The organism is Desulfosporosinus acididurans (assembly GCF_001029285.1).
Lineage (GTDB): Bacteria > Bacillota > Desulfitobacteriia > Desulfitobacteriales > Desulfitobacteriaceae > Desulfosporosinus > Desulfosporosinus acididurans.
The window spans coordinates 65,685-88,264 of the sequence record NZ_LDZY01000017.1 but is presented as its reverse complement, the minus strand read 5'-3'; the positions used below and the strand labels follow the sequence as shown (position 1 = coordinate 88,264).

The window sequence follows — 22,580 nt, the reverse complement described above, 5'->3', positions numbered from 1 at the left end:
ATAAACTCTTAAGATACCAGAGGTGATTAATGTGGACTGCGCCAAGGTTGGGCGTTTAATTTTTCATCTACGAAAAGAAAAGGGTCTGACACAGCAACAGGTTGCAGATTTACTGAATATCAGCAATAAGACCATATCCAAATGGGAGTGTGGTTTGGGTTGTCCCGATGTAACGCTCTGGTCTGAGCTCTCGGCAGTCTTGGGTGCTGATATTCAAAAAATGCTGGAGGGAAAACTTGATCCAAATCTGCCTGACATAGGAAAGATTGATAAAATCCGATTCTATGTATGCCCCGGCTGCGGAAACATTCTAACGAGTACAGGGAACGCCTCTATTTCTTGCTGCGGGCGAAAACTGCGACCGTTGAATCCGGTGCCTCACACAGCAGAACATGAAATTACAGTGCAAGAAATGGACTTAGACTACTATATATCCATTTGTCATGATATGATGAAGGACCACTATATCACTTTTGTGGCGTATGTGCTTTACGATAGAGTATTTCTCATCCGCTTGTATCCTGAGCAGAGTGCAGAAGCCCGTATTCCAATGATTAAGAAGGGTGGAGATTTATATTTGTATTGTACAAAGCATGGTCTGCAAAAATACTCTGATCTTTGCAACTAACAACCGTGTTCTTTCACTACGGTATATTAAAGAACGCAGTTAATAAAAGAGATATTTCTATGCGAAATTCCGGTTTGATTTATTCCAGATAGTTAAAGTTGAAGAACCCGTCTCTTAATAAGATGGGGTTATCAAATGATCACTTAATGCTATTCTATTCCATTTTTGCGAATTGATCCGAGTCGAAAACAAATGAAAGCACCAATGCCGTAGAAAGTAATACAGCAGCAGTCCAAATAGCCTTTTCATGAAAAATTCCCGATTCTAAAGCTCCTATGGCAGCTCCTGCTAAAAAGGAAATCAGAATACAACTATATTTTAATGCCCTTTTTAGAGCCTGCTTATCCTTTCTTACAATTCCTTTGTAGTAATTATCAACACAAGAACGCATATTTCCACTGCAAAATATACTCGCGTAATTTTCATCTATTCCAAATTTACGAAATGCACAGTATTGAAAGGATGCTGCAAAAGCAATAAGAGAATCAGCTATTATGTTCGGATAAGAGCATGGAATAAATCCAGTAAAAAATAAGATAAATATTGAAGTTGCCAGTATTCTACGCTGCCATAATAGCGGATTTTCTTTAGAAAGCGAATAAAACATATGCCATGCCACAAAGAACCCTGCCCAGAACGACATAATAGGCACAAAGGGATGAATCATCCCTAAATAATTTTTCTTTGACAACTGGAAAGCAACGAGTACGAAATTTCCTGTCTGTCCTGTAGCAAACACTTGTCCACGAACAGTATAAGAATATACATCCATTAAACCACCTGCCGAAGCAAGCAACATTCCAAATCCTAACTTTTCGGTTATTTGTATATTATTTTTTTTACAGCCCAATTTATGCACCTTAATTCTCAAATTAGTATTTGAACCCCACTTCTTATTATATACTTGCTACTTCATAAATTAAAAGGGTGGCAAATTACCATGCCGACCGGAGAAAAGCTTTAACACAGGACTCCACAAACCTCAAGTAGAAATATCCTCTTGATAAAGGTAGACGGAGGGGGTTAGTGGGGAATTTACAATCGTGAATTAAAGGGTCAGATCATCGCCAAGGGCACGGGAACCTTTTTCTATAAAGGTAATTTGTTAAGCGAGTAAATTCTTAGCTATAATCAATCTGAATGGTCATTTTAATATTAATAGCCATCTTCTAAGAAGATGGCTTAATATATTTTGTTCTAATTACCCAAAAAGACGGAGACCAATAACAAAATTATAGTCACTGTCTTTTTTGTCTGATATTGTGATTTTGCAATAGCATTCTTTATGATAGAATAAGGCACTTACACTTTTGGGAGCTGTTTTTGCCTTTTTCCTGACCGTTGGGCTTTATATTTCTGGTGTTCTTCCTTTTTTAGCTGCTTTGTCAGGATTCTTTATATCCTCAAGCATTTTTACAAAATTACGTGCAGAGGGTAGCTTATTTTGTGGCAATAAAATCATAAAAAATCAGCTTAAAATGTATGTCGGAATACAAAATAGGCAAGTGATGAAAGTGAGATAAGAGGATGGCTGTGATTGTTTTAACAGATAGCACAAGCTATTTGAGTGAAAAGATCAGAAAAGAGTTAAATATTAAAATGGTATCTTTAAATCTTTCTTACGGAAATGACAGCATGAGAGAAATTGACATGGATAATGATCGGTTTTATAAAATGATGGCCTCGAATGGAATTCCAACATCCTCACAGCCTTCAGTGGGGGATATATATAGAGAAATGCTTGATGTGGTAGAGAAGGGTGATAGTCTATGCTGTATTTTCTTATCATCTGATATGAGCGGTACTTTTTCAACAGGTCAAATAGTAAAAAAGATGGTTTTGGAAAAACATGAGAATGCTATGATAGAGATTGTTGATTCTAGATCCAACTGTATGCAGCTTGGCTTTGCTGTTGTCATGGCAGCGCGAGCAGCACAAGCGGGTAAGTCCTTGGAGCAGGTTAAAGAAGCGGCATTAGACAATATTAAAAGAAGTCGGTTCTTATTTATTCCTGAGAACTTAGACTACTTAAAAAAGGGTGGAAGAATTGGCGGCGCTAGTGCTTTGCTAGGAAATCTATTTAAAATTATCCCGATATTGACTGTAGAAAACGGCAAGACAACAGTTATGATGAAGGTAAGAACTAAAAAAAATGCAGTTTTGGCTATGATTGATACAATGCTGCAGGATATAAACAGCTTTGATTTAGGTGAGGTTGTTGTTCATCATATCAATTGTCTGGACGAAGCAAAAGAGCTTGCAAACGTGATTAAAGAACATCTTAAAGTAGTCGTAGATATAATGGATATTGGTCCAGTCATTGGATTACATGTTGGACCAGGAGCAATCGGAATTGCTTATTATACGCTAAAGGCTATGAGATAACTTTGGAGACATCAAAGATTATTTTGAATACCTCGATTAAAACAACCTTTACCTCATGTTTATTTTAATGATATAATGTTACTTAAAAGGAAACTCCCGTTTTATTCTTGAAGTGTCATGACAATTAAGTTTTCTTAATAATACCAAGTTTAAGATGAGAAAAAAGTGAAGAAGGTGCTCTATGAGTTTTGAACACAGTGATGTAAAAATTAAATTTGATGAAAATGCCAGTCAGTATGATGGTCAAAGAAAAAAGCTTATTCCCTGTTTTGATGATTTCTATTCTATAGCAATTTCACTTGCAGAAACTAAAACTAAAAACCCCCAAATATTAGACATTGGTGCTGGAACTGGCTTATTATCTTCTTTCATATTGGAGAAATATCCGGATGCCTTTGTGACTTTGATTGACCTGTCTGAAAAAATGTTAGATATGGCAAAAGAAAGGTTTGTCGCTAATCAGAATATCACGTACATAATTGATGACTATACCAAGATTAAATTCGATAGAAAGTATGATGTCGTGATTTCTTCACTTTCAATACACCATTTATCTGCTGATGAGAAAAAACAGTTATATCAAAATATCTATTCTAGTTTAAATCAGGATGGAGTTTTCATTAATGCAGACCAAGTTCTGGGGCAAACCCACTTCATGGAATCGTTGTACAAAAACGATTGGAAAAATAAGGTCGAAAGAAGCGGCTTGTCTAAGGAAGAAATTCAATCAGCATATGAAAGAGCAAATTTAGATAGAATGTCAACATTATCAGACCAACTGAAATGGATAGAGGATAGTGGCTTCTTAGATGTAGATTGCGTTTACAAATATTATAATTTTGTAGTTCTTTTTGGAAGGAAATAAATATCAGAACGAGCCTCGCGAGATGAATGATAACTTCACATCCATATTCCAAACAGCTGCAAGCTAGAGGCCAGTTTGTTTATAGGTAGATTGAGCATTGTTTATGACGATGCTCTTTTCGTTTTTGCACCATCCTGCGAGAAAAAATAATAAAAAATTATTATCATAGGAGGAAATTCTTATTATATCTCGAATATATAAAATATACAGAATTACAGAAAGAAGATGAATTTATGGACTACAAAGAGGTGTTGAATTTATACATTCCCCTCGTGGATTTTATTGCAGACATCATCGGTCCCCATTGCGAAGTGGTTTTGCACGATATTATAGATGTAGAAAACTCTGTGATTGCAATTCGTAATGGATATATAAGTGGGCGGTATATAGGATGCCCTTTAACAGATCTGGGATTTAAGTTATTACAACAAAAGACCTTTTTGAATCAAAATGCCCTTGTGAATTATCGAAGCCGTACTGCCAGCGGCGAAAATTTAATATCTTCGACCTATAAAATTAAAGATGCAAAGGGTGAATTGATAGGAATGCTCTGTGTGAATATCTTAAATTCTCCCGATGATCTCATTAATAAAATTCCAACTGAATTTCCATTAACTGCAATGTTGGGTAATGTAGTTCGTATGGATGACACTGAAGAGGTAAAAGAGTCATTAAGCACGTCTTTGGATAGCGTGGTTGATGATGCGATAAAGAGCATAATAACCAAGTACAAGATTTCTGCAGAAAGAATGTCCAGCGAAGAAAAAAGTGCAATTGTTCAAGAACTTCGTGAAGACGGAATTTTCAAGATAAAAGGTGCAATTGCGAAGGTGGCTGCTACTTTAAGGACCTCGGAAAGCACAATTTATAGATATTTAGCTATGAAAACAAATTAAGTTACTTATCTCTAAATGGTTCTTGCTAGTTTTCGGGGTTCCCTTGATTGCAGCAGTGTAGTGATGAAAAACACTGTATTGTAAGCAGTGGTTACTCTGATTGAAATATAGATTATGGGGTACAAATAAAAGACAAGGAGAAATTATTATGAACGAAGCGATCAAAACAGAAAAAGCTCCTAAAGCTGTCGGTGCCTATTCCCAAGCTATAAAGGCTGGAGGTTATCTTTACACGTCGGGTCAGATCCCCATTGATCCTAAAACGGGTGTTTTTGTCGAGGGTGGAGTTGAAGCTCAGACGAAACAGGTCATGGAAAACTTAAAACAGGTTATTCAAGAAGCAGGGTTAGACTTTGATGATGTTATAAAAACCACTATTTATATTCTCGATATGGGAGATTTCGCTGCTGTTAATAAAGTTTATGAACAATACTTTACGAAGACTTTACCAGCTCGCTCTTGTGTCGGTGTCGCCAGCTTGCCGAAAGGGGCTTTGGTAGAAATTGAACTTGTTGCATCCTACCAAAACAAATAAGGACGTGATGAAATGTCGGCCTCATTGAAAGAAATACAAAGGGCTCGAGAAACACTAAATGGCGTGATTTGTAGAACGGGATTGGCATATTCTAATATCATCAGCGAGATGAGCGGCAATAGTGTTTATCTAAAAATGGAAAACCTCCAACGTACAGGTTCGTTTAAAGTCAGGGGGGCCTACAACAAAATAGCGAATTTAAGTGAATCTGAAAAGAAAAACGGAGTCATCGCTTCTTCTGCCGGGAATCATGCTCAGGGGGTAGCTCTTGCAGCAACCACGTTCGGTATCAAGTCGACCATTGTCATGCCGAAGCATGCGCCGTTGTCCAAGGTGATTGCTACGCGTGGGTATGGAGCAAACGTAGTCTTATATGGCGATATTTACGATGATGCCTATGCAGAGGCCAAACGAATTCAGGCGGAAGAAAACGCCACCTTTGTTCACCCCTTTAATGATCCTTTGGTCATGGCGGGGCAGGGAACAATTGCCTTAGAAATGTTAGAGGATTTGCCAGATGTAGAAGTGGTGGTCGTGCCAATCGGTGGAGGCGGCCTAATCTCCGGGATGGCGGTAGCTATAAAGGAATTAAACCCGAAAATAAAAATTATTGGAGTACAGACTAAAAATTGCCCTGGCATGGCGGAATCAATCGCCCAGAAGCACGTAGTAACTGTTGATGGAATCCCGACCATCGCTGATGGCATCGCTGTCAAAACACCCGGGGATTTGAGCTTTGATATCTGTCAGCGCTATGTCGATGATATTGTTACGGTCGATGAAGAAGAGATAGCGAGTACAATTTTATTGTTACTCGAAAAGGTCAAGACTGTCGCTGAAGGTGCTGGTGCTGCAAGTGTCGCCGCTGTCCTGAATAGGATTTCTGACTACAAGAACCGTAAGATAGCAGCGGTAATCAGTGGCGGAAATATTGATGTCAATACTATGACACGCATCATTAACAAGGGACTCGTTAAGTCTGGACGAAAGGTGTTTTTTGACACTGTTATTTCAGACAAGCCGGGCGTGCTCTGGCAATTGTTGCAGTTAGTTGCTGATGCAGGCGCGAATGTACTTGCTGTTACACATAGCAGGGAAAATAGAGATGTGGCTTTGGGTTGTGCGAGAGTGGAGTTGGAACTGGAAACTGCAGATGAGGAACAAATTCAGACTATAAAGCAATTAATGGAACAACGTCAGTATAAGGTAAATATTCGATAAGAAGGACGTGTAATAATGCAAGAAAAACAATTAACCAGAGGACTTAAGGCTCGGCATATTGAATTGATTGCACTCGGCGGCACGATTGGCGTTGGTTTGTTTATGGGGTCGGCGAGTACCATAAAATGGGCTGGGCCCTCTGTGTTACTGGCCTATGCCTTGGCTGGGATCATTATGTTTTTCGTCATGCGTATCATGGGAGAAATGCTGTTCCTCGAACCAGTGACAGGTTCCTTTGCTACCTTTGCGAATAAGTATATAAGCCCTTTGGCTGGATTTATGACCGCTTGGAGTTATTGGTTCTTATGGGTTACGGTGGGGATGTCGGAAGTAACTGCAATCGGGATTTATGTAAACTATTGGTTTCCGAGCATTCCTCACTGGCTGCCGGCTTTGGTCGGGGTAGGAATCGTTGCAGCAGCAAATTTAGCTGCTGTGAAATATTATGGAGAATTCGAATTTTGGTTTGCTATGATCAAAGTCATCGCCATTGTCTTTATGTTGGTTATTGGTACAGGCGTGATTTTTTTCGGGTTAGGTAACGGTGGTCATCCCATTGGTCTTTCAAATCTCTGGAGCCATGGCGGGTTTTTCGCCGGTGGGCTCAACGGTTTCTTATTTTCCCTTTGTATCGTAACGGCAGCCTTCCAAGGCGTAGAATTAGTAGGGATTACAGCAGGTGAAGCGGAAAATCCTAAACGAACGCTGCAAAAAGCCATTAAGAATATCATCTGGCGTATTTTGATCTTTTATGTGGGTGCTATTTTTGTCATTGTTACCATTTATCCTTGGAATCAAATAAGTATACTTGGCAGTCCCTTTGTGTTGACCTTTGCTAAAGTAGGGATTGTTGCCGCTGCTGGCATCATTAATTTTGTTGTCCTTACAGCAGCTATGTCAGGGTGTAATAGTGGGATTTATAGTGCGGCGAGAATGCTCTATACCTTAGCCAGTAATGGCCAAGCACCTAAATTCTTTGGTAAAGTATCTAAAAGTGGTGTGCCCAGAAATAGTATTGCAACGACGATTGCCTGTTTATTGTTGGGAGTTTTGTTAAATGTCATAGCTCCAAATTCAAAATTGTTTATCTATATTTATAGTGCCAGTATTCTTCCAGGAATGGTTCCGTGGTTTGCCTTAGCTTTCAGTCAATTTAAGTTCAGGGAGAAATGGAAAAATGAAATCAATGATCATCCCTTTAAGTCTCCCTTATTTCCGATCAGCAATTATATCACCATTATATTTTTGGCACTCGTCTTGGTTGGAATGTGGTTCAATCCTGATACTCATTTATCATTAATAGTGGGAGCAGTATTTCTCCTGATTGTCATTGTGGGGTACTACGCTTTTGGCATGGGAAAAAGACAGACAAACGAAGAATCAGAGACTAGACAAGAGGTTGCTAAATAGAATCCCCATGGCCGTGATTTAACATCTTCCAGAGAGGTTATGAATCAATCCATAACCTCTATTTTATTTCAAAATCAGAAAGAATCGAAAGAAGGGCAAATTTTCATGACAAGAACGATGCAAACGATGGACGGGAATACAGCTGCGGCTCACATATCTTATGCTTTTACCGATGTAGCGGCCATATACCCCATTACCCCATCAACAAATATGGCAGAGCATGCGGATGAATGGTCCACCCAGGGTCGTAAAAACATTTTTGGCCAAACGTTAAAACTTGTTGAAATGCAGTCAGAAGCAGGTGCAGCGGGAGCCGTTCATGGTTCCTTGCATGCCGGCGCGTTAACGACGACGTATACTTCATCCCAAGGCCTGTTGTTAATGATCCCCAACATGTATAAAATCGCAGGTGAACTTTTGCCCGCGGTGTTTCATGTCAGTTCTCGAGCGCTTGGGGCAAATGCAATCTCTATCTTTGGTGATCATCAAGATGTAATGGCCACACGCCAAACCGGCTTTGCTTTGCTCGCTGAAAGCAGTGTGCAGCAAGTCATGGATTTGGCAGCAGTAGCTCATTTGTCTGCCATTAAAGGACGAGTCCCGTTTTTGAACTTTTTCGATGGATTTCGGACGTCGCATGAAATGCAAAAAATAGAAGTCCTTGACTATGATGAATTGGCTCAACTAATCGATCGGGATGCTGTCGATGAATTTAGAAGAAGAGCACTAAATCCTGATCATCCGGTTATCAAAGGGACAGTCCAAAACTCGGATATCTATTTTCAGCAACGAGAAGTTTCCAATCGGTATTACCAAGCTCTTCCTGAGATAGTGGAAAACTATATGGCTGAGATCAATAAACTTACAGGTCGGGATTATCATCTTTTCAATTTCTATGGTGCACCTGATGCTGAACGAATGATTATAGCTATGGGTTCGGTATGTGAAGCTATAGAGGAAACTGTTGATTATTTGAACGCCCATGGCGAGAAAGTAGGTCTATTGACGGTTCATTTGTACAGACCTTTTTCCCTAGAACATTTCTTAAAGTACATTCCTAAAACTGTGAAAAAGATTGCGGTTTTGGACAGAACGAAAGAGCCGGGGGCTTTGGCAGAACCGCTGTATTTGGATGTTAAAGCAGCATTTTATGGTAGAGAATGGCAGCCGGCAATCGTTGGCGGTCGCTGTGGCGTTGGTGGCAAAGATGTTGTTCCTGGCCACATTCAGGGGATTTTTGAAAATCTGAACCAACAGCAGCCCAAGGACAATTTCACCGTGGGTATTGTGGACGATGTTACTAATACCTCCTTGCCGTTTGGTGAAGATATTGATACCACAGCGCTTGGAACGACGGCTTGTAAATTCTGGGGGCTCGGTTCGGATGGAACAGTTGGCGCTAACAAAAGTGCTATTGCCATTATTGGCGATCATACCGATATGTATGCCCAAGCGTATTTTGCTTATGATTCTAAGAAATCCGGTGGTGTTACCATTTCCCATTTGCGCTTTGGTAAAAACCCTATAAAATCACCTTACTTGATCAATAAAGCAAATTTCATCGCTTGCCATAATCAGTCTTATGTCGATAAATATAACGTATTGGAAGGTCTAAAGCAGGGCGGAAATTTCCTTTTGAATTGCAATTGGACGGAGCAAGAACTGGATGAGAATCTACCGGCAGCTATGAAGCGTTACATTTTCAAGAAGAATATTAATTTTTATACCTTAGATGCTATTGGTATCGCTCAAAAAATTGGTCTGGGTGGAAGAATTAATATGATCATGCAAGCTGCCTTTTTCAAGATTGCCAATATTATTCCCGTGGAAGATGCAGTGAAATACTTGAAAGATGCTGTCGTAAAATCCTATGGCGCTAAAGGTGAAAAAGTTGTCAAGATGAACCATGATGCCATCGATAAAGGGGTGCAAGGCATCGTGAAAATTAGTATTCCCGCTTCCTGGGAAAAGGCTCAAGATAAAAGCAGGACTGAGGATAACGTGCCAACATTTATTAAAAATATTTTGATTCCCATGAACAGGCAAGAAGGTGATCAATTGCCGGTTAGTGCTTTTGTTGGTATGGAAGACGGCACCTTCCCAATGGGTACTGCGGCTTATGAAAAACGCGGTATTGCCGTTAATGTTCCTTGCTGGATACCGGAACATTGTATTCAGTGTAATCAATGTTCTTATGTATGTCCCCATGCTGCTATCAGACCTGTGTTGATTAATGAAGAAGAAATGAAAAACGCTCCTGCAGGTTTCGTAAGTATTGCCGCCAGTGGTGCGAAAGGCTTGAACTTTCGCATGGCCCTTTCAGTCTACGATTGTACGGGTTGTGGAAACTGTGCCCAGATTTGTCCAGCCAAACAAAAAGCCTTAGAAATGAAGCCCCTCGAAACTCAACTTGAGCAAGCTGAGTTGTGGAATTATGCTCTGACTGTATCGCCAAAAGTCAATTCCTCAAATACGCTTACTGTAAAAAGTAGTCAATTTGAGCAACCACTTCTTGAATTTTCTGGTGCTTGCGCAGGGTGTGGTGAAACTCCGTATGCTAAACTCGTGACTCAATTGTTTGGCGACAGGATGATGATTGCCAATGCTACAGGTTGTTCTTCCGTTTGGGGCGCTAGCGCACCATCTATGCCTTATACCAAAAATCATAGCGGGCATGGACCAGCCTGGGGTAATTCGTTATTTGAAGATAACGCCGAATATGGGCTAGGCATGTTACTTGGCCTAAATCAAGTCCGGGCAAAATTAGCCCAGGACATCCGAGAAGCGCTTAAATTAAATATTGGAACAGAATTCAACACTGCCTGTGAAGAGTGGTTGGAAAATATTGATCAAGGTGAAGACACCCGTGCCAGAGCAGATAAACTTATCGCCCTTCTGGAAAAAAATAAAGGTAATAATCCGCTGCTTAATGAAATCTTCAAGAATAAAGATTTTATGGTCAAGAGATCCCAATGGATCTTTGGTGGAGACGGCTGGGCTTATGACATTGGTTTTGGCGGCTTAGATCATGTCCTGGCATCGGGTCAAGATGTGAATGTTCTGGTTTTTGATACCGAAGTCTATTCCAATACGGGGGGGCAGTCCTCCAAATCTACGCCCACAGCGGCGATGGCTAAGTTAGCCGCGAGCGGTAAACGTACTAAGAAGAAGGATCTTGGCATGATGGCCATGAGTTATGGACATGTCTATGTCGCACAAATCTCTATGGGTGCTGATAAGAATCAAACTCTTAAAGCCATCGCTGAAGCAGAAGCTTATCCGGGACCATCCTTGATTATTGCTTACGCACCTTGTATCAATCATGGGCTAAAGGTGGGTATGGGATGTAGTCAGTTGGAAGCTAAACGGGCCGTGGAAAGCGGTTATTGGTCGCTGTATCGCTACAATCCTCAATTGAAGGATGCGGGTAAAAAGGCATTTGCACTGGATTCCAAAGAACCAACGCTGAACTTACAGGAATTCCTGATGGGAGAAGTGCGTTATTCTTCTCTGAAAAAGAAATTTCCTGAGGTAGCCGAGGCTATATTTGAAAAAACCGAACAGGACTCGGCTGAAAGACTGGAAAGCTACAGGAGATTAGCGGGTCAATAGACGAAGCAGCACGTTGAGATTGTTATTGATTTAGAAAACAGTTAGGGAAGTCATAGCCAGAGAGTTTACTCTCTGGCTTTTGAATTATTTATTTCAGTAAGATGAAATTGATGAAGTCTAAATATCATAATTGTGGTAAAATAGTTAATACGGTTATTTTAGCCCTTTTTTATAGCCGAATTTAAAACTAAAAAAATATAAAGCCTTTTTACGACGGGTAAATCGCAAAATACTGTATTTTAGTCTGCTGGTACAGGCATAGAGAAAGACGTATAACCCTTGGCTTTGTGTTTTTATAATGGAGTGTAATTTTCTTGATGTTAAAAGTTGATAAAATAAGTGAAGAAACCTATTATTCGTTTATTTCTCAAGCCGATTTAGGCAATTTTATGCAGTATCCTTCCTGGTCCAAAGTTAAAACTGACTGGACCAGCGATTTATTGGGGTGGTTCACCTCGGATAACAAATTGGCAGGGTGTGGTTTGGTTTTATATCGGAAAATGCCCTACCTTAACCGCTACCTGGCTTATTGTCCCCGCGGCCCGATTATTGACTGGCAGAGCTCTAACCTCAAGGAATGGTTTGAACCTTTTTTTGCTTATTTGAAAAGCAAGCATGTTTTCAGTGTTAAAATTGATCCACCTGTGGTACAGGCAAAATGGTATACTCCCACAATTAAAAAGTTCTTAGAGCAAGCTCGCGAACAGGGCAGCTCGGGAAAAGTTTTGCGTGATTTGCCACCTGATGAGGACTACAGAACGGCTAAACAGGTGCAGCAGCAATTAAGGCAAATCGGTTGGCAGAAGCAGCAAGGTGATACGGGTTTCGCCGTGTCCCAACCCGAATATGTTTACCGCCTGCCCTTAAAGGGACGCAGCTTGGATGAGGTCTTCGCCTGTTTTCATACTAACTGGAGGCGCAACGTTAAAAAGGCTGATCGTTTAGGCGTCAAGGTCCGAGTCGGGACAGAGCAGGATTTACCGGCTTTTTATGAGTTGCTGAAGGTAACTTCAGAACGGGATCAATTCAAGGTGCGCAGTTTCTCCTACTTTTCTAATATGTATCAGTCATTAAAGGCCGAAGCAGCAGACCGTATTGCCCTTTATCTGGCGGAAGATGAAGAAGAATTACTGTCTGCCACTTTAGCCGTCCATTCCAACTTCCACTCGTGGTATCTTTACGGGGCCAGCAGCAATGTAAAACGGGAGAAGGCCCCTAATCATGCAATCCAGTGGCGTATGATTCAGGATGCTTATCAGCTTAAAGCTCACACTTATGATTTCAGAGGCATCAGCCCTACTCTGGATGAATCTGACCACCTGTTTGGGTTGTTGCGATTTAAATTGGGCTTTGGAGGCGAGGCCTGTGAAATGATTGGTGCTTGGGACTATCCCCTGCAGCCTTTATTACACCGGGCTTTCCTGCTGTATTTAAAACGGCGGTAGGGTGCTGAAACAAATGGGGGTTGCCCTCACATTGCTCCTTGTTCTGTGGCTGAATAATATCAGCATAGAATAAGGAGCTGTTTTATTATGGTGCGAAAATTAAAAAGGGAAAAGTCAGGAATGCGCATAATTGTATCATTTCTGTTGATGGTTGGAATAAAGTTCCGGCCCGTGGAACACGAATACAATTGCTAAACGGACACCGTGGGAGGCCTCACGGACAGGTGGAAACAGCGTATGAAACCTCGTTGAAACAAGATTATAGTGTGATAACATTTAGGTCATCGGGAACGTAGAGATTTCCGCAGTAGTATTTTTTCCCCTCGGCTGTATATAGCTCTTTTCGATGAGTTATATTCGTGTCTTCTGTATGCCATAGTACAAGGTTTTTAGCATTAAGGTGAGCAGCAAGTTCACAAGCATCTTTAACCGTGCTGTGATGTTTCTCATAGGGTTTGAATTTTTCTCGGTCATCATATAGACAGAAAGCCTCACATAAAAGCCAATCGCTGTTTAAGACATATCTCTTACATAATTGGTTAAAAGGTTCGTCACCTAAAAAGGTCAGAACTTTTCCGTTACTCAGTTGAACCGTAAAACCAAACTGTTTTACCTTGGTTGAGTGAATATCAAAGAAAGTAAAGTTTTGACCTATGAGGTTTTTCGATTGCCCATCGGTAACAGGGACAAGAATAATTCGATTTCCGATTAAGTCCGTTAATTTTTCATCAAGTGTTGATTCTACGAGAGTAATGATATTGTTAATTAACTCCTCATGGCAATAAATCTTTAGGTTATCGTGATACTGACCTGATAGCATGGACGAAGCGATCATTCGAATAATCCAAACTATCCCGAGCAGATGGTCGGAATGCTTATGACTTACAAAAACGTGATGAATCTCGGTTAAATCAATACCGACTTTTTCTAAAGCTGTCAAGATGCCATTACCACCTCCGGCATCGACTAATAGATATTCATTGTTCTCATTTGCGAGGGCAAAACATGTGTTAAAGCACTTAGTTACTCCAGCATGTCCGGTTCCTAAGACAAATAATCGATTCATTGGTCTTCACTCCATTGTCAGCTTAATTTTGCATTGAGTAAATTTAAGATTCTATTTGTGGCAATAACTAATTTTAATAAATTACAATTTATGGAATCTTACTAAGATAGCACGTTGAATTTAAAATTAACTTTTCTTATTGCCCCTGTCAATAAACAATTTTCCAGAATTGAAGTTTTGAAGTTTAAATATGATGGAAAATGTCAATAATTGCTGAAAAAATGCTCTCTCAAAAGTATAATTAGTTGAAGACCATAATCATTAGTATTTACTGTGGGTTATATATAATTTCTGTTGTCGTCAGTGATTCTTAACCATTGATCCAGTTTTTAAGTCCCCCACTTCAATAAGTGGGGGTGTGTCCTTCGTTAACTTCAGGTGGGGTAGAGTCCCCCTTCGCCGCTAAGTATTCCTATTGAGAAAGGCGGCTCGGCAATAATGTCCACTGGACATTATTGTATCTGAAGCCCCGAGTTCAGCTTTGGCTGAATGAGTTCACTGAGAAGGATTTAGTTTAAACTTTGTGGGAGGAGAGTTATGATGGAGCTTTTGGAAATGGACGGCCTTATAAATGTGAATTTAAAAAAGGCTCATATATTATCCGGCAAGGTGAAAAGATGGATTATGTATATTACTTAATAAGCGGCACCTGTTATCGAACGTTAATTTCAGAAAAGGGTGATGAAGTAATTTATGGTGTTAAGGAATCCAATAATTCGTTTCAATCGGTACTAGGGGCCTTAACGATATTTGAAAATGGATTAAGTGATTATGACTTTATTGCTAAGAGCAAGTGCATTTGTTATAAAATACCGAAGGAAATATTTTGGCAATATGTGCAAAATGATCCGGTTGCCTTAAGCCAATTATTGCAAATGGCGATAGGACTTATTCGGGAGTTAGTTGACTCTTTGCAAGCCAGGAACGAGGGTAAGGTAGGCAACCGTTTGTGTAAATTTCTGCTGACGAATTCTCAAGTTGATCAGGGTTTGCTGCTGGTCGATAAGCGCTTTACTAATGCGACAATCAGTCGTTTCTTAGGTATCCATAAGGTTACAGTAGCTAAAATATTAAGAGCTTTGAAGAGTGAAGGTATTATCAAGAAAGAAAAAGAAGGCATTATAATTCTCGATGAGAACAAATTAGAAAGCTATGCAAATGATGAGGGAGTTATTGATTACTAATCATGTGGATATAAGTACACGTTTTATATTTAACTCAGGGCGCGAGGGAATGCAGTGTTCACCTCTCGCCCTTTCGTTGTTTAAACGGAAAAATAAACTTAGGCCGCAAGAAGATCAATATGTGTGCAGACAGAGCATTAGGGGCAGAAGCTCGTTTTCTTTATTCGAAAATTTAATAGCAGCATAGGTTATTCTAAAACGATAGTCTATGCTATTTTCTGTGAAATCTTATAACTGTTAAAATGTCGCTAAGACGACAACCTGCAGGAAATTTTTTGATACAGGGGAGGGAAATAGAGGGGCTTAAGTGCTTCGAACTTAAGAGTTAGGGGAAATTCCATTTTCTAAAAATCGGTATCTATATCTATCGTTGTTTAGATAAGTACTTGAGAATACAAGGACAATTGGAGGTTATTTAAGATGGCAATTGGAACAGGAGCAAATTCCATCGCCGAAATGCCGGATTGCGTAAGTACTCTAACCGGAAAAAAGGTAAACAATTACTTTGATGGTTTAACAGTATGTAAGAAACATAAAATGATCTTCATGATCATTATGGTAGCTTATTTCTTTGAGCAGATTACAAATTGGAATTTTGGATTTATTGCACCTTCTTTGATTAAGTCCTGGGGGCTGACCATGGCCGATATCGGGAGAATAAGCTTCGTGTATTTCATGGCCATGACGTTCGGAGGCCTCCTGGGGGGGGTGATATCTGATTCAATTGGTCGCAGAAAAACGTTCCTCGGTTCAATTTTTCTCTTTTCAGTCGCTTCTATACTTAACGGGTTCGCCAATAATGTGCTGACCTTTACAATATTTCGGGCATTAACGGGATTCGGCGTCTTTTGCTTAATGGTAACTTCACAAGCCTATTTTTCGGAGATGGCCCCGGCTGAATGCCGAGGAAAATGGCAGAGCCTTTCCGCTGCAGTGGGATTTACCGCTGCCCCCATTATTGGCGGATTGTGCAGTTTGATTATTCCTTTAAGTCCGCAGGCGTGGCGGTATATCCTCGTTTTGGGGGGGGTGGGGCTGGTTCCCTTTGTCGTTGGATTAAAATATTTACAAGAGTCACCGCGTTGGCTGGTAGCCGAAGGGAAGGTCGATCTGGCGGAAAAAGTTGTTTGGGAAGTTAGCGGCATTCCGGTGAGTTTACAAAATGTGCCTTTACCCTCAGGAAAGAAAGAAAGTTTGTTAGGAAGAATAACTGGAATGTTTTCCAGGAAGTATCTTGTACGCACCTTAGTTCTCTTAGCCTTTGTCTTGTTAACTACGCCGGCAACTTTTGTTGTCACAAATTGGACCACAACTCTTTTGAATCAACGCGGATTAGATGTTACCGAAAGTTTGCGAGTTTCGTTTATTCTGATGATTGGCGTTCCGGTTGGCTTATATATTTCTTCGTTTATTGCGGATAAAGGCGGCAGAAAAATACCCATGGTGATCCTTTGCGCTTTGGCAAGTGTGCTTGCTGTCATGTTTGGGAAGGTTGCGGGATTTTGGCCGATTTCATTGATTGGGTTCCTATTGATCGCGGCAATCATGGCGTTTGCCTTTATCTCCTATAGTTATATTGCTGAATCATACCCAACAAGCCTGCGAAATACGGCTGTAGGGATTCATAATTCCGTGGGCCGTTTTGCCACGGCAGCCTTTCAATTGGTCATCCCGTTGATTTTTGCTCAGTATAAGTTTGTAGGGATCTATAGTATTGTAGCGATTATGATTTTGGTTCCTGCTGCGATATTAGCTATTTGGGGTGTTCGTACAGGGGGCAAATCGTTAGAAGAAATAAGTTAAAAGAGAATTGGTACTGGTTATGGAAGGAAAAACATTGAGGAGTGATTACGTTGAGAAATTTTTTAGAAACAGAAAAACACCTAATTACGTTACAACATGAGTCCGAAAAAAGATTTTTAACTGAATTTCGTTCCGGCAGCTATACCCAGGAAAATCCGCTGGTCGTCAAAAATCCATATCTGATTAACCCTCTTTCTGCCGTCATTTGTTTTAATACAGCTGAAGCAACGACAGCGGAAATTACGGTTAAAGGTAAGGCCAAAGAAGGCGATATAACTCATACTTTTGCTGCAAGTAAAGAACATATTTTGCCGATTTACGGCTTATATGACAATTACACCAATACGGTAGTGATAACGCTTGGCAATGGAAAAACATCCGACGTTAAAATTGAAGTCGAAGAATTGAATGTTAACAGAGCTCTGTATTGTCATACTACACCGGAGTATTTCGGCAAGGATCTCATGCTGATCTCCTCGACAACTCCCTTAATTGATTCTGCCAAAACGGTTGGTTTCGACTATGCAGGGGATTTAAGATGGATAATCACTAACAAACAAAGTTGGGATATTAAAAAACTAGAAAACGGAAGACTTCTTTACACATCCTATCGAACTGTCCAAAAGCCCTATTATACAGTTGGCTTCATGGAAATGGATTTCTGTGGCAAAATCTATAAAGAATACCGCTTACCAGGTGGTTATCATCATGATGGCATAGAATTGGAAAATGGTAATTTCCTAGTCGCTTCGGACAATGACTTTGAGGAATCGGTTGAAGATTATGTCGTCGAAGTCGATAAAACAACAGGGGAAATCGTTAAATCCTGGGATCTTCTTAAGATTTTGCCTAGAGAAAAAGGCAACGCGGGGGATTGGAATCACCACGACTGGTTTCACAACAACGCAGTTTGGTATGATAAAGCCACTAACTCCATTACGATGTCCGGACGACACAAGGATGCCATTATTAATTTTAATTATGACAGTGGGAAATTGAACTGGATACTGGGCGATCCTGAAGGCTGGGGCGAAGAATGGCAAAAATACTTCTTTAAAAATGTCACTAAAGGTGATTTTGACTGGCAATATGAGCAACATGCTGCCCGAATTTTACCGAATGGCAATGTCTTCGTTTTTGATAATGGAACTTATCGCTCGAAAAATAAAGCAACTTGGATTCCGCCCGAGGAAAACTTTTCGCGTGGCGTGATTTATCGAATCGACACAGATAAAATGGAAATCGAACAAGTATGGCAATACGGTAAAGAACGCGGAGCTGAATTCTATTCTCCCTATATCTGTAATGTTGATTATTATAGCGAAGGCCACTATATGATTCACTCAGGGGGAATTGCGACTTACCGTGGCAAGCATACAGACGGTTTGGGAGCTATGCTTCTTAATAAATATAAAGATGAACATATTCATCTAACCTTAGAATCCATCACTGTGGAAGTCCAAAATGATGAAGTGAAGTATGAAATGAAAGTTCAAGGCGGCAATTATTATCGGGCCAGAAGACTTTCCTTATATGATGAAAAGACCCATTTTACACTTGGCAAGGGAGAGTTTTTGGGCGGCTTTGGCGTAACATCGGAGTTCGGAAAAGTAAAATTCAAAGATGCCGAAGGCGGAGTCCCGGCCAAACATAATTTATCGTTAATTCTGGAGGAGGATCGTCTGGCTCTTCGCGCGGCCTTTAAAGAAGGATCGGAAGTGTTTCTGGAATTAAAAGGTGCGAGCGAAGTGAAGTTCTATTCCATACCAACCGTAGTTCATGATGTGACAGCTGCCTGTGTCTCCTTTGAAGAGCAAAAAGACAACGACTTCCAATTCTATGTCAGTAGGGAAGGATTAGCGGGAGACTTTGATATTTACCTGAATATTGATAACAAAAGGTATGATACCGGATTCTCAGTAAAGATATAATAGCCAGGATCATCATCGGATAAGAATATAATTGGAGGATGCTCCCCAGAAGCAGGCAGGAACGATTAAACAATCTGTTGGCTAAAGGGGAGTTTTCTCTGCCAATACATTAATAGGAAAGTAATTCTAGGAGCAACCTTCACTTACAAGAAGTAGGAGTTCTTACTAGGATAAATGATTTTGAAAAAGCCAAGGGTTTTTACGAAAATGTCTCAGGCATTAAATAATTTTATGGCTTTGATTATTAAAAGAATAACATGTGTTATCAGTTTTTTCCTATTTAGATGTCTATAATAAATACGAGTTTCGGGTATTTAAAAATCAAAACAACACAGGACCTAACGAAAAATTTTTAATAAAGAGGAGCGTTGTTCTATGGGTCAACCATTTGTTCATCCTACAGGAGTGACTATTTATAATCCCGAAAAGTGTTTTAATGGTTATACTATCATGGCTGTAAAAAAGCTTGGCTGCGTTCTTATCGATATGAACGGCAATGTTGTCCGAGTTTGGCAGGATTTGCATGGGTTTCCCAATAAGCTGCTTCCCGGTGGCTATGTTTTGGGAAGCCGTGGTGTAAGAGACCCTAAATTCGGTTATCAAGACCAAATTGACCTCGTTCAAGTGGACTGGGAAGGTAACGTGGTTTGGAAATTTGACAGAAAAGAATTGATCGCAGATGAAGGGCATGAACCTCAATGGATGGCGCGTCAGCACCATGATTATCAACGGGAAGGGAATCCGGTTGGCTACTATGTCCCGGGTATGGAATGTCAAACCAACAAAGGGAATACATTGATCCTTGTTCATGAGAATTGTTTTAATAAAAAGATCTCCGACAAAAACCTGTTAGATGATGTCTTTATTGAAGTTGACTGGGAAGGCAATATCGTCTGGGAATGGCATGCCAGTGAGCATTTTAAAGAGTTTGGTTTTAGTGAAGCGGCCAAGCTTGCACTTTATAAAAATCCCAACATGCATGAAGCCGGCGGTGGAATGGGTGACTGGATGCATATCAACTCCATGAGCGTCCTCGGACCCAATAAATGGTACGATAAAGGAGATCAACGTTTCCATCCGGATAACATCATTTGGGATTCTCGTGAAGCGAACATTATTGCAATTATTTCTAAGGAAACCGGAAAAATCGTCTGGAAAATGGGCCCTGATTATTCAGCCGATAAAAAGCTTGCTAAGATCGGGCAGATCATTGGACAACACCATGTGCATATGATTCCCCAAGGTTTACCGGGAGCAGGAAATATTCTTATTTTTGATAATGGCGGTTGGTCAGGCTATGGCAGCCCAAGCAATATTTCTAAAGATGGTACAAAAGTTAATATTTCTGACCGGTCCCGTATCCTCGAACTCAATCCTGTGACCATGAAAGTAGTCTGGCAGATCCTCGGAAGTGAGCTTATGGGATATGGTCAGCCCGGAATCTCCGACTATCGTTTCTATAGCCCTTTAACCAGTGCAGCTCAGCGTCTGCCAAACGGCAATACCCTGATAACCGAAGGAGTGGGCGGACGGTTCTTTGAAGTAACTCGCCTGAAAGAAGTCGTCTGGGAATTCATTTCTCCATTTACAGAAAATCCATCAACCATCTATTATCGTGCTTATCGTTACCCTTATAGTTATATTCCTCAACTTCCTGAACCCCAGGAAACCCCTGTACAAATGCTCGATATTCGCAAATTCCGTGTATCGGGCGCGGCGGATTGTGAAGTTCAAAATGTGGTGGGTGTTGAAGGAACCACAGGCTATCCTGCCATCCAACAAGCTTGTGTTGCCGCAGCCGATCAGGATTTGTCCTTAAAGGATGACGATGATGATGACGAGGATAGTTTCACGAAATTTTAGTGAATGAAAAACTTCTAAGGAGTGAGGAAAATGTCGTTGGAAAAGTTAAATGCCGATCAATTTGAAAAGATTATTTATAATAATGGTGAACCTTCTTTAGTGATTTTCTCCAGAAAAAGTTGTCATGTCTGTCAAGGAGTTATCCCTGTTTTAGAAGATCTAAAGCCAAACTATGAGGGGAAATTCGGGTTCTATTATGTTGACGTCGAGGATGACAAAACATTATTTCAAAGCTTTTCCCTTAAAGGTGTTCCTCAAATCCTATTCTTTAATGAAGGGGAATATCAAGGAAAGCTCGCAGGAGCCGTTGACGAAGAAAAAGTCGAGGATAAGATTGCGGACGTCCTTGAAGGGTAAAACCTCAGCATTTAGAGAAAGGAAGTCGTAGAGGAGTATGGGAGACATAACAAGTACCTATGATTTAATCATTGTGGGCGGTGGCCCGGCAGGACTTACGGCGGCTATTTATGGCGGAAGAGCCAAGTTAAAAACCTTGGTCATCAATAAAGGCACCGTTGGCGGGTTGGTAAATACAACGCGGGAAATTGTTAACTATCCCGGGTATGGACAAATCAGCGGGGAAGATCTCATGAAGGACTTTAAAAAGCACGCTGAATCCTTTGGGACAGATTTCTTACGTGATGAAGTTGTTAGAACGGATTTCTCACAGGAGGATAAAGTAATCACTACGAAAAAAGGCAAAGTCTATTCATCTAAAGCAGTTATTATCGCCTGCGGCAGTGAACCGAGACTTTTAAATATTCCCGGCGAAAAACGGCTCCAAGGCAGCGGGGTAGCATACTGTGCTACTTGTGATGCCGAGTTCTTCGAAGGTGAAGATGTCGTCGTCGTCGGCAGCGGGGATCAGGCCATTGAAGAAGGTATGTACATCACGAAATTCGCTCGTAAAGTCACTGTGATTGTGCTCCATGACGAAGGAATTCTTGACTGCAATAAAGTGAGTGCAGAGAGAGCGTTCCAAAATCCAAAAATGGATTTCATCTGGAATTCAACCCTCGAAGAAGTTCAGGGTCAAGATAATGTTGAAGGGGTTAAGATCAAGAACTTAAAAACCGGAGCTTCAACGGAACTTGCCTGTCAGGGTGTCTTTTTCTTCGTGGGCATGGTGCCTTCGACCCATTTTCTTCAAGAAAGCGGCATCGAGATCGATAAAAGAGGCTATATCCCGGTCAATGAATTAATGGAAACGAACCTCGAAGGGGTTTATGCAGTTGGAGACAATCGGGTTAAATATCTGAGACAAGTGGTTTCCGCAGCCGGGGATGGAGCTACGGCAGCTGTTGCCGCCGAACGCTATATTGAAGAAATGAAAGCGTTCAATTCAAACGTTTTGGAAAGTGATAAGCAAGTTCTTTTACTCTTCTTTAATGCCCAAGATAACAGTAGCTTGGAATTTGGCACTTTGTTAGAAGAAGTAAACCAAGAACTGCAGGAACGATACAAGATTGTAAAAGTTGATCTGACCACGAAGAAAAATCTCGCCCAGAAATATGGTATCGAAAAGGCTCCCTCCGTTGTGGTATTAGATAAGGGTCAAGAAGTTAAGCGATTGGATTGTTTAACGACTATAGAAAATCTGAAATCCCAGTTGTGTTAAAAAATTAATCAGTGGTGACATATGTGCTAGTGATATGCTCCCTTCCGGTTGTAGGTTAAATCATAAACTTATAATCGGAAAGGGGCATATCATTTTATTATTTCCTGAATTTTCAATT

General features: G+C 40.6%; 18 protein-coding genes. 16 read left to right on the top strand and 2 right to left on the bottom strand.

The annotated features are described in order from the left end of the window. Positions 1-31 precede the first annotated feature (31 nt). On the top strand, positions 32-628 hold the full coding sequence (locus DEAC_RS19480) for a helix-turn-helix domain-containing protein (protein WP_047811747.1): 597 nt from the start codon (positions 32-34) through the stop codon (positions 626-628). Positions 629-782: 154 nt separating this feature from the next. On the opposite strand, the gene DEAC_RS19475 is transcribed toward DEAC_RS19480, so the two are convergent. Then, positions 783-1,487, bottom strand: coding sequence for a YoaK family protein (locus DEAC_RS19475; protein ID WP_242847221.1), 705 nt, complete (start codon positions 1,485-1,487; stop codon positions 783-785). Between the two features lie 451 nt (positions 1,488-1,938). On the opposite strand from DEAC_RS19475, the gene DEAC_RS19470 reads away from it, so the two are divergent. From DEAC_RS19470 to DEAC_RS19430, 9 genes are all read left to right on the top strand, one after another. Then, complete coding sequence (locus DEAC_RS19470) at positions 1,939-2,151, top strand: hypothetical protein (RefSeq protein WP_047811746.1); 213 nt, start codon at positions 1,939-1,941, stop codon at positions 2,149-2,151. Positions 2,152-2,155: 4 nt separating this feature from the next. Further along, a complete protein-coding gene (locus DEAC_RS19465) occupies positions 2,156-3,013 on the top strand; it encodes a DegV family protein (RefSeq protein ID WP_047811745.1) in 858 nt (285 codons plus the stop codon). A gap of 181 nt (positions 3,014-3,194) precedes the next feature. After that, a complete protein-coding gene (locus DEAC_RS19460) occupies positions 3,195-3,878 on the top strand; it encodes a class I SAM-dependent methyltransferase (protein ID WP_047811744.1) in 684 nt (227 codons plus the stop codon). A gap of 233 nt (positions 3,879-4,111) precedes the next feature. Further along, a complete protein-coding gene (locus tag DEAC_RS19455) occupies positions 4,112-4,774 on the top strand; it encodes a helix-turn-helix transcriptional regulator (RefSeq protein ID WP_047811743.1) in 663 nt (220 codons plus the stop codon). Between the two features lie 148 nt (positions 4,775-4,922). Then, positions 4,923-5,309: a RidA family protein gene (locus DEAC_RS19450; RefSeq protein ID WP_047811742.1), complete on the top strand. Its 387-nt coding sequence runs from the start codon at positions 4,923-4,925 to the stop codon at positions 5,307-5,309. A 12-nt stretch (positions 5,310-5,321) separates the two neighbouring features. Then, positions 5,322-6,530, top strand: coding sequence for a threonine ammonia-lyase (gene ilvA / locus DEAC_RS19445; protein WP_047811741.1), 1,209 nt, complete (start codon positions 5,322-5,324; stop codon positions 6,528-6,530). A 15-nt stretch (positions 6,531-6,545) separates the two neighbouring features. Continuing rightward, positions 6,546-7,940: an amino acid permease gene (locus DEAC_RS19440; RefSeq protein ID WP_047811740.1), complete on the top strand. Its 1,395-nt coding sequence runs from the start codon at positions 6,546-6,548 to the stop codon at positions 7,938-7,940. A 105-nt stretch (positions 7,941-8,045) separates the two neighbouring features. Continuing rightward, entirely contained in the window at positions 8,046-11,552 is a 3,507-nt protein-coding gene (gene nifJ / locus DEAC_RS19435; protein ID WP_047811768.1) for a pyruvate:ferredoxin (flavodoxin) oxidoreductase, read from the top strand. 317 nt (positions 11,553-11,869) lie between these two features. Further along, positions 11,870-12,997, top strand: coding sequence for a lipid II:glycine glycyltransferase FemX (locus DEAC_RS19430; protein WP_047811739.1), 1,128 nt, complete (start codon positions 11,870-11,872; stop codon positions 12,995-12,997). Positions 12,998-13,256: 259 nt separating this feature from the next. Here the strand turns inward: DEAC_RS19430 and DEAC_RS19425 are convergent, their stop codons facing one another. After that, positions 13,257-14,063 carry an MBL fold metallo-hydrolase gene (locus DEAC_RS19425; protein WP_047811738.1) on the bottom strand — a complete coding sequence of 269 codons (807 nt, stop codon included), beginning with the start codon at positions 14,061-14,063 and terminating at the stop codon, positions 13,257-13,259. Positions 14,064-14,584: 521 nt separating this feature from the next. Between DEAC_RS19425 and DEAC_RS19420 the strand changes: the two genes are divergently transcribed. The 6 genes from DEAC_RS19420 to trxB all read left to right on the top strand — a co-directional run bounded on the left by DEAC_RS19420 (position 14,585) and on the right by trxB (position 22,462). Then, positions 14,585-15,247, top strand: a complete 663-nt coding sequence (locus DEAC_RS19420; RefSeq protein ID WP_047811737.1) for a Crp/Fnr family transcriptional regulator — start codon at positions 14,585-14,587, stop codon at positions 15,245-15,247. Between the two features lie 420 nt (positions 15,248-15,667). Further along, positions 15,668-17,050 (top strand): MFS transporter, encoded by a 1,383-nt coding sequence (locus tag DEAC_RS19415; protein WP_083996341.1) that lies wholly within the window; start codon positions 15,668-15,670, stop codon positions 17,048-17,050. Between the two features lie 50 nt (positions 17,051-17,100). Next, the gene (locus tag DEAC_RS19410; RefSeq protein ID WP_047811736.1) at positions 17,101-18,981 is read left to right on the top strand and encodes an aryl-sulfate sulfotransferase; all 1,881 of its coding nucleotides are present in this window, start codon (positions 17,101-17,103) and stop codon (positions 18,979-18,981) included. Between the two features lie 375 nt (positions 18,982-19,356). Beyond that, entirely contained in the window at positions 19,357-20,844 is a 1,488-nt protein-coding gene (locus tag DEAC_RS19405) for an aryl-sulfate sulfotransferase (RefSeq protein WP_047811735.1), read from the top strand. A 30-nt stretch (positions 20,845-20,874) separates the two neighbouring features. Further along, the gene (locus DEAC_RS19400; RefSeq protein ID WP_047811734.1) at positions 20,875-21,201 is read left to right on the top strand and encodes a thioredoxin family protein; all 327 of its coding nucleotides are present in this window, start codon (positions 20,875-20,877) and stop codon (positions 21,199-21,201) included. 37 nt (positions 21,202-21,238) lie between these two features. Then, complete coding sequence (trxB, locus tag DEAC_RS19395; protein ID WP_047811733.1) at positions 21,239-22,462, top strand: thioredoxin-disulfide reductase; 1,224 nt, start codon at positions 21,239-21,241, stop codon at positions 22,460-22,462. Positions 22,463-22,580 lie beyond the last annotated feature (118 nt).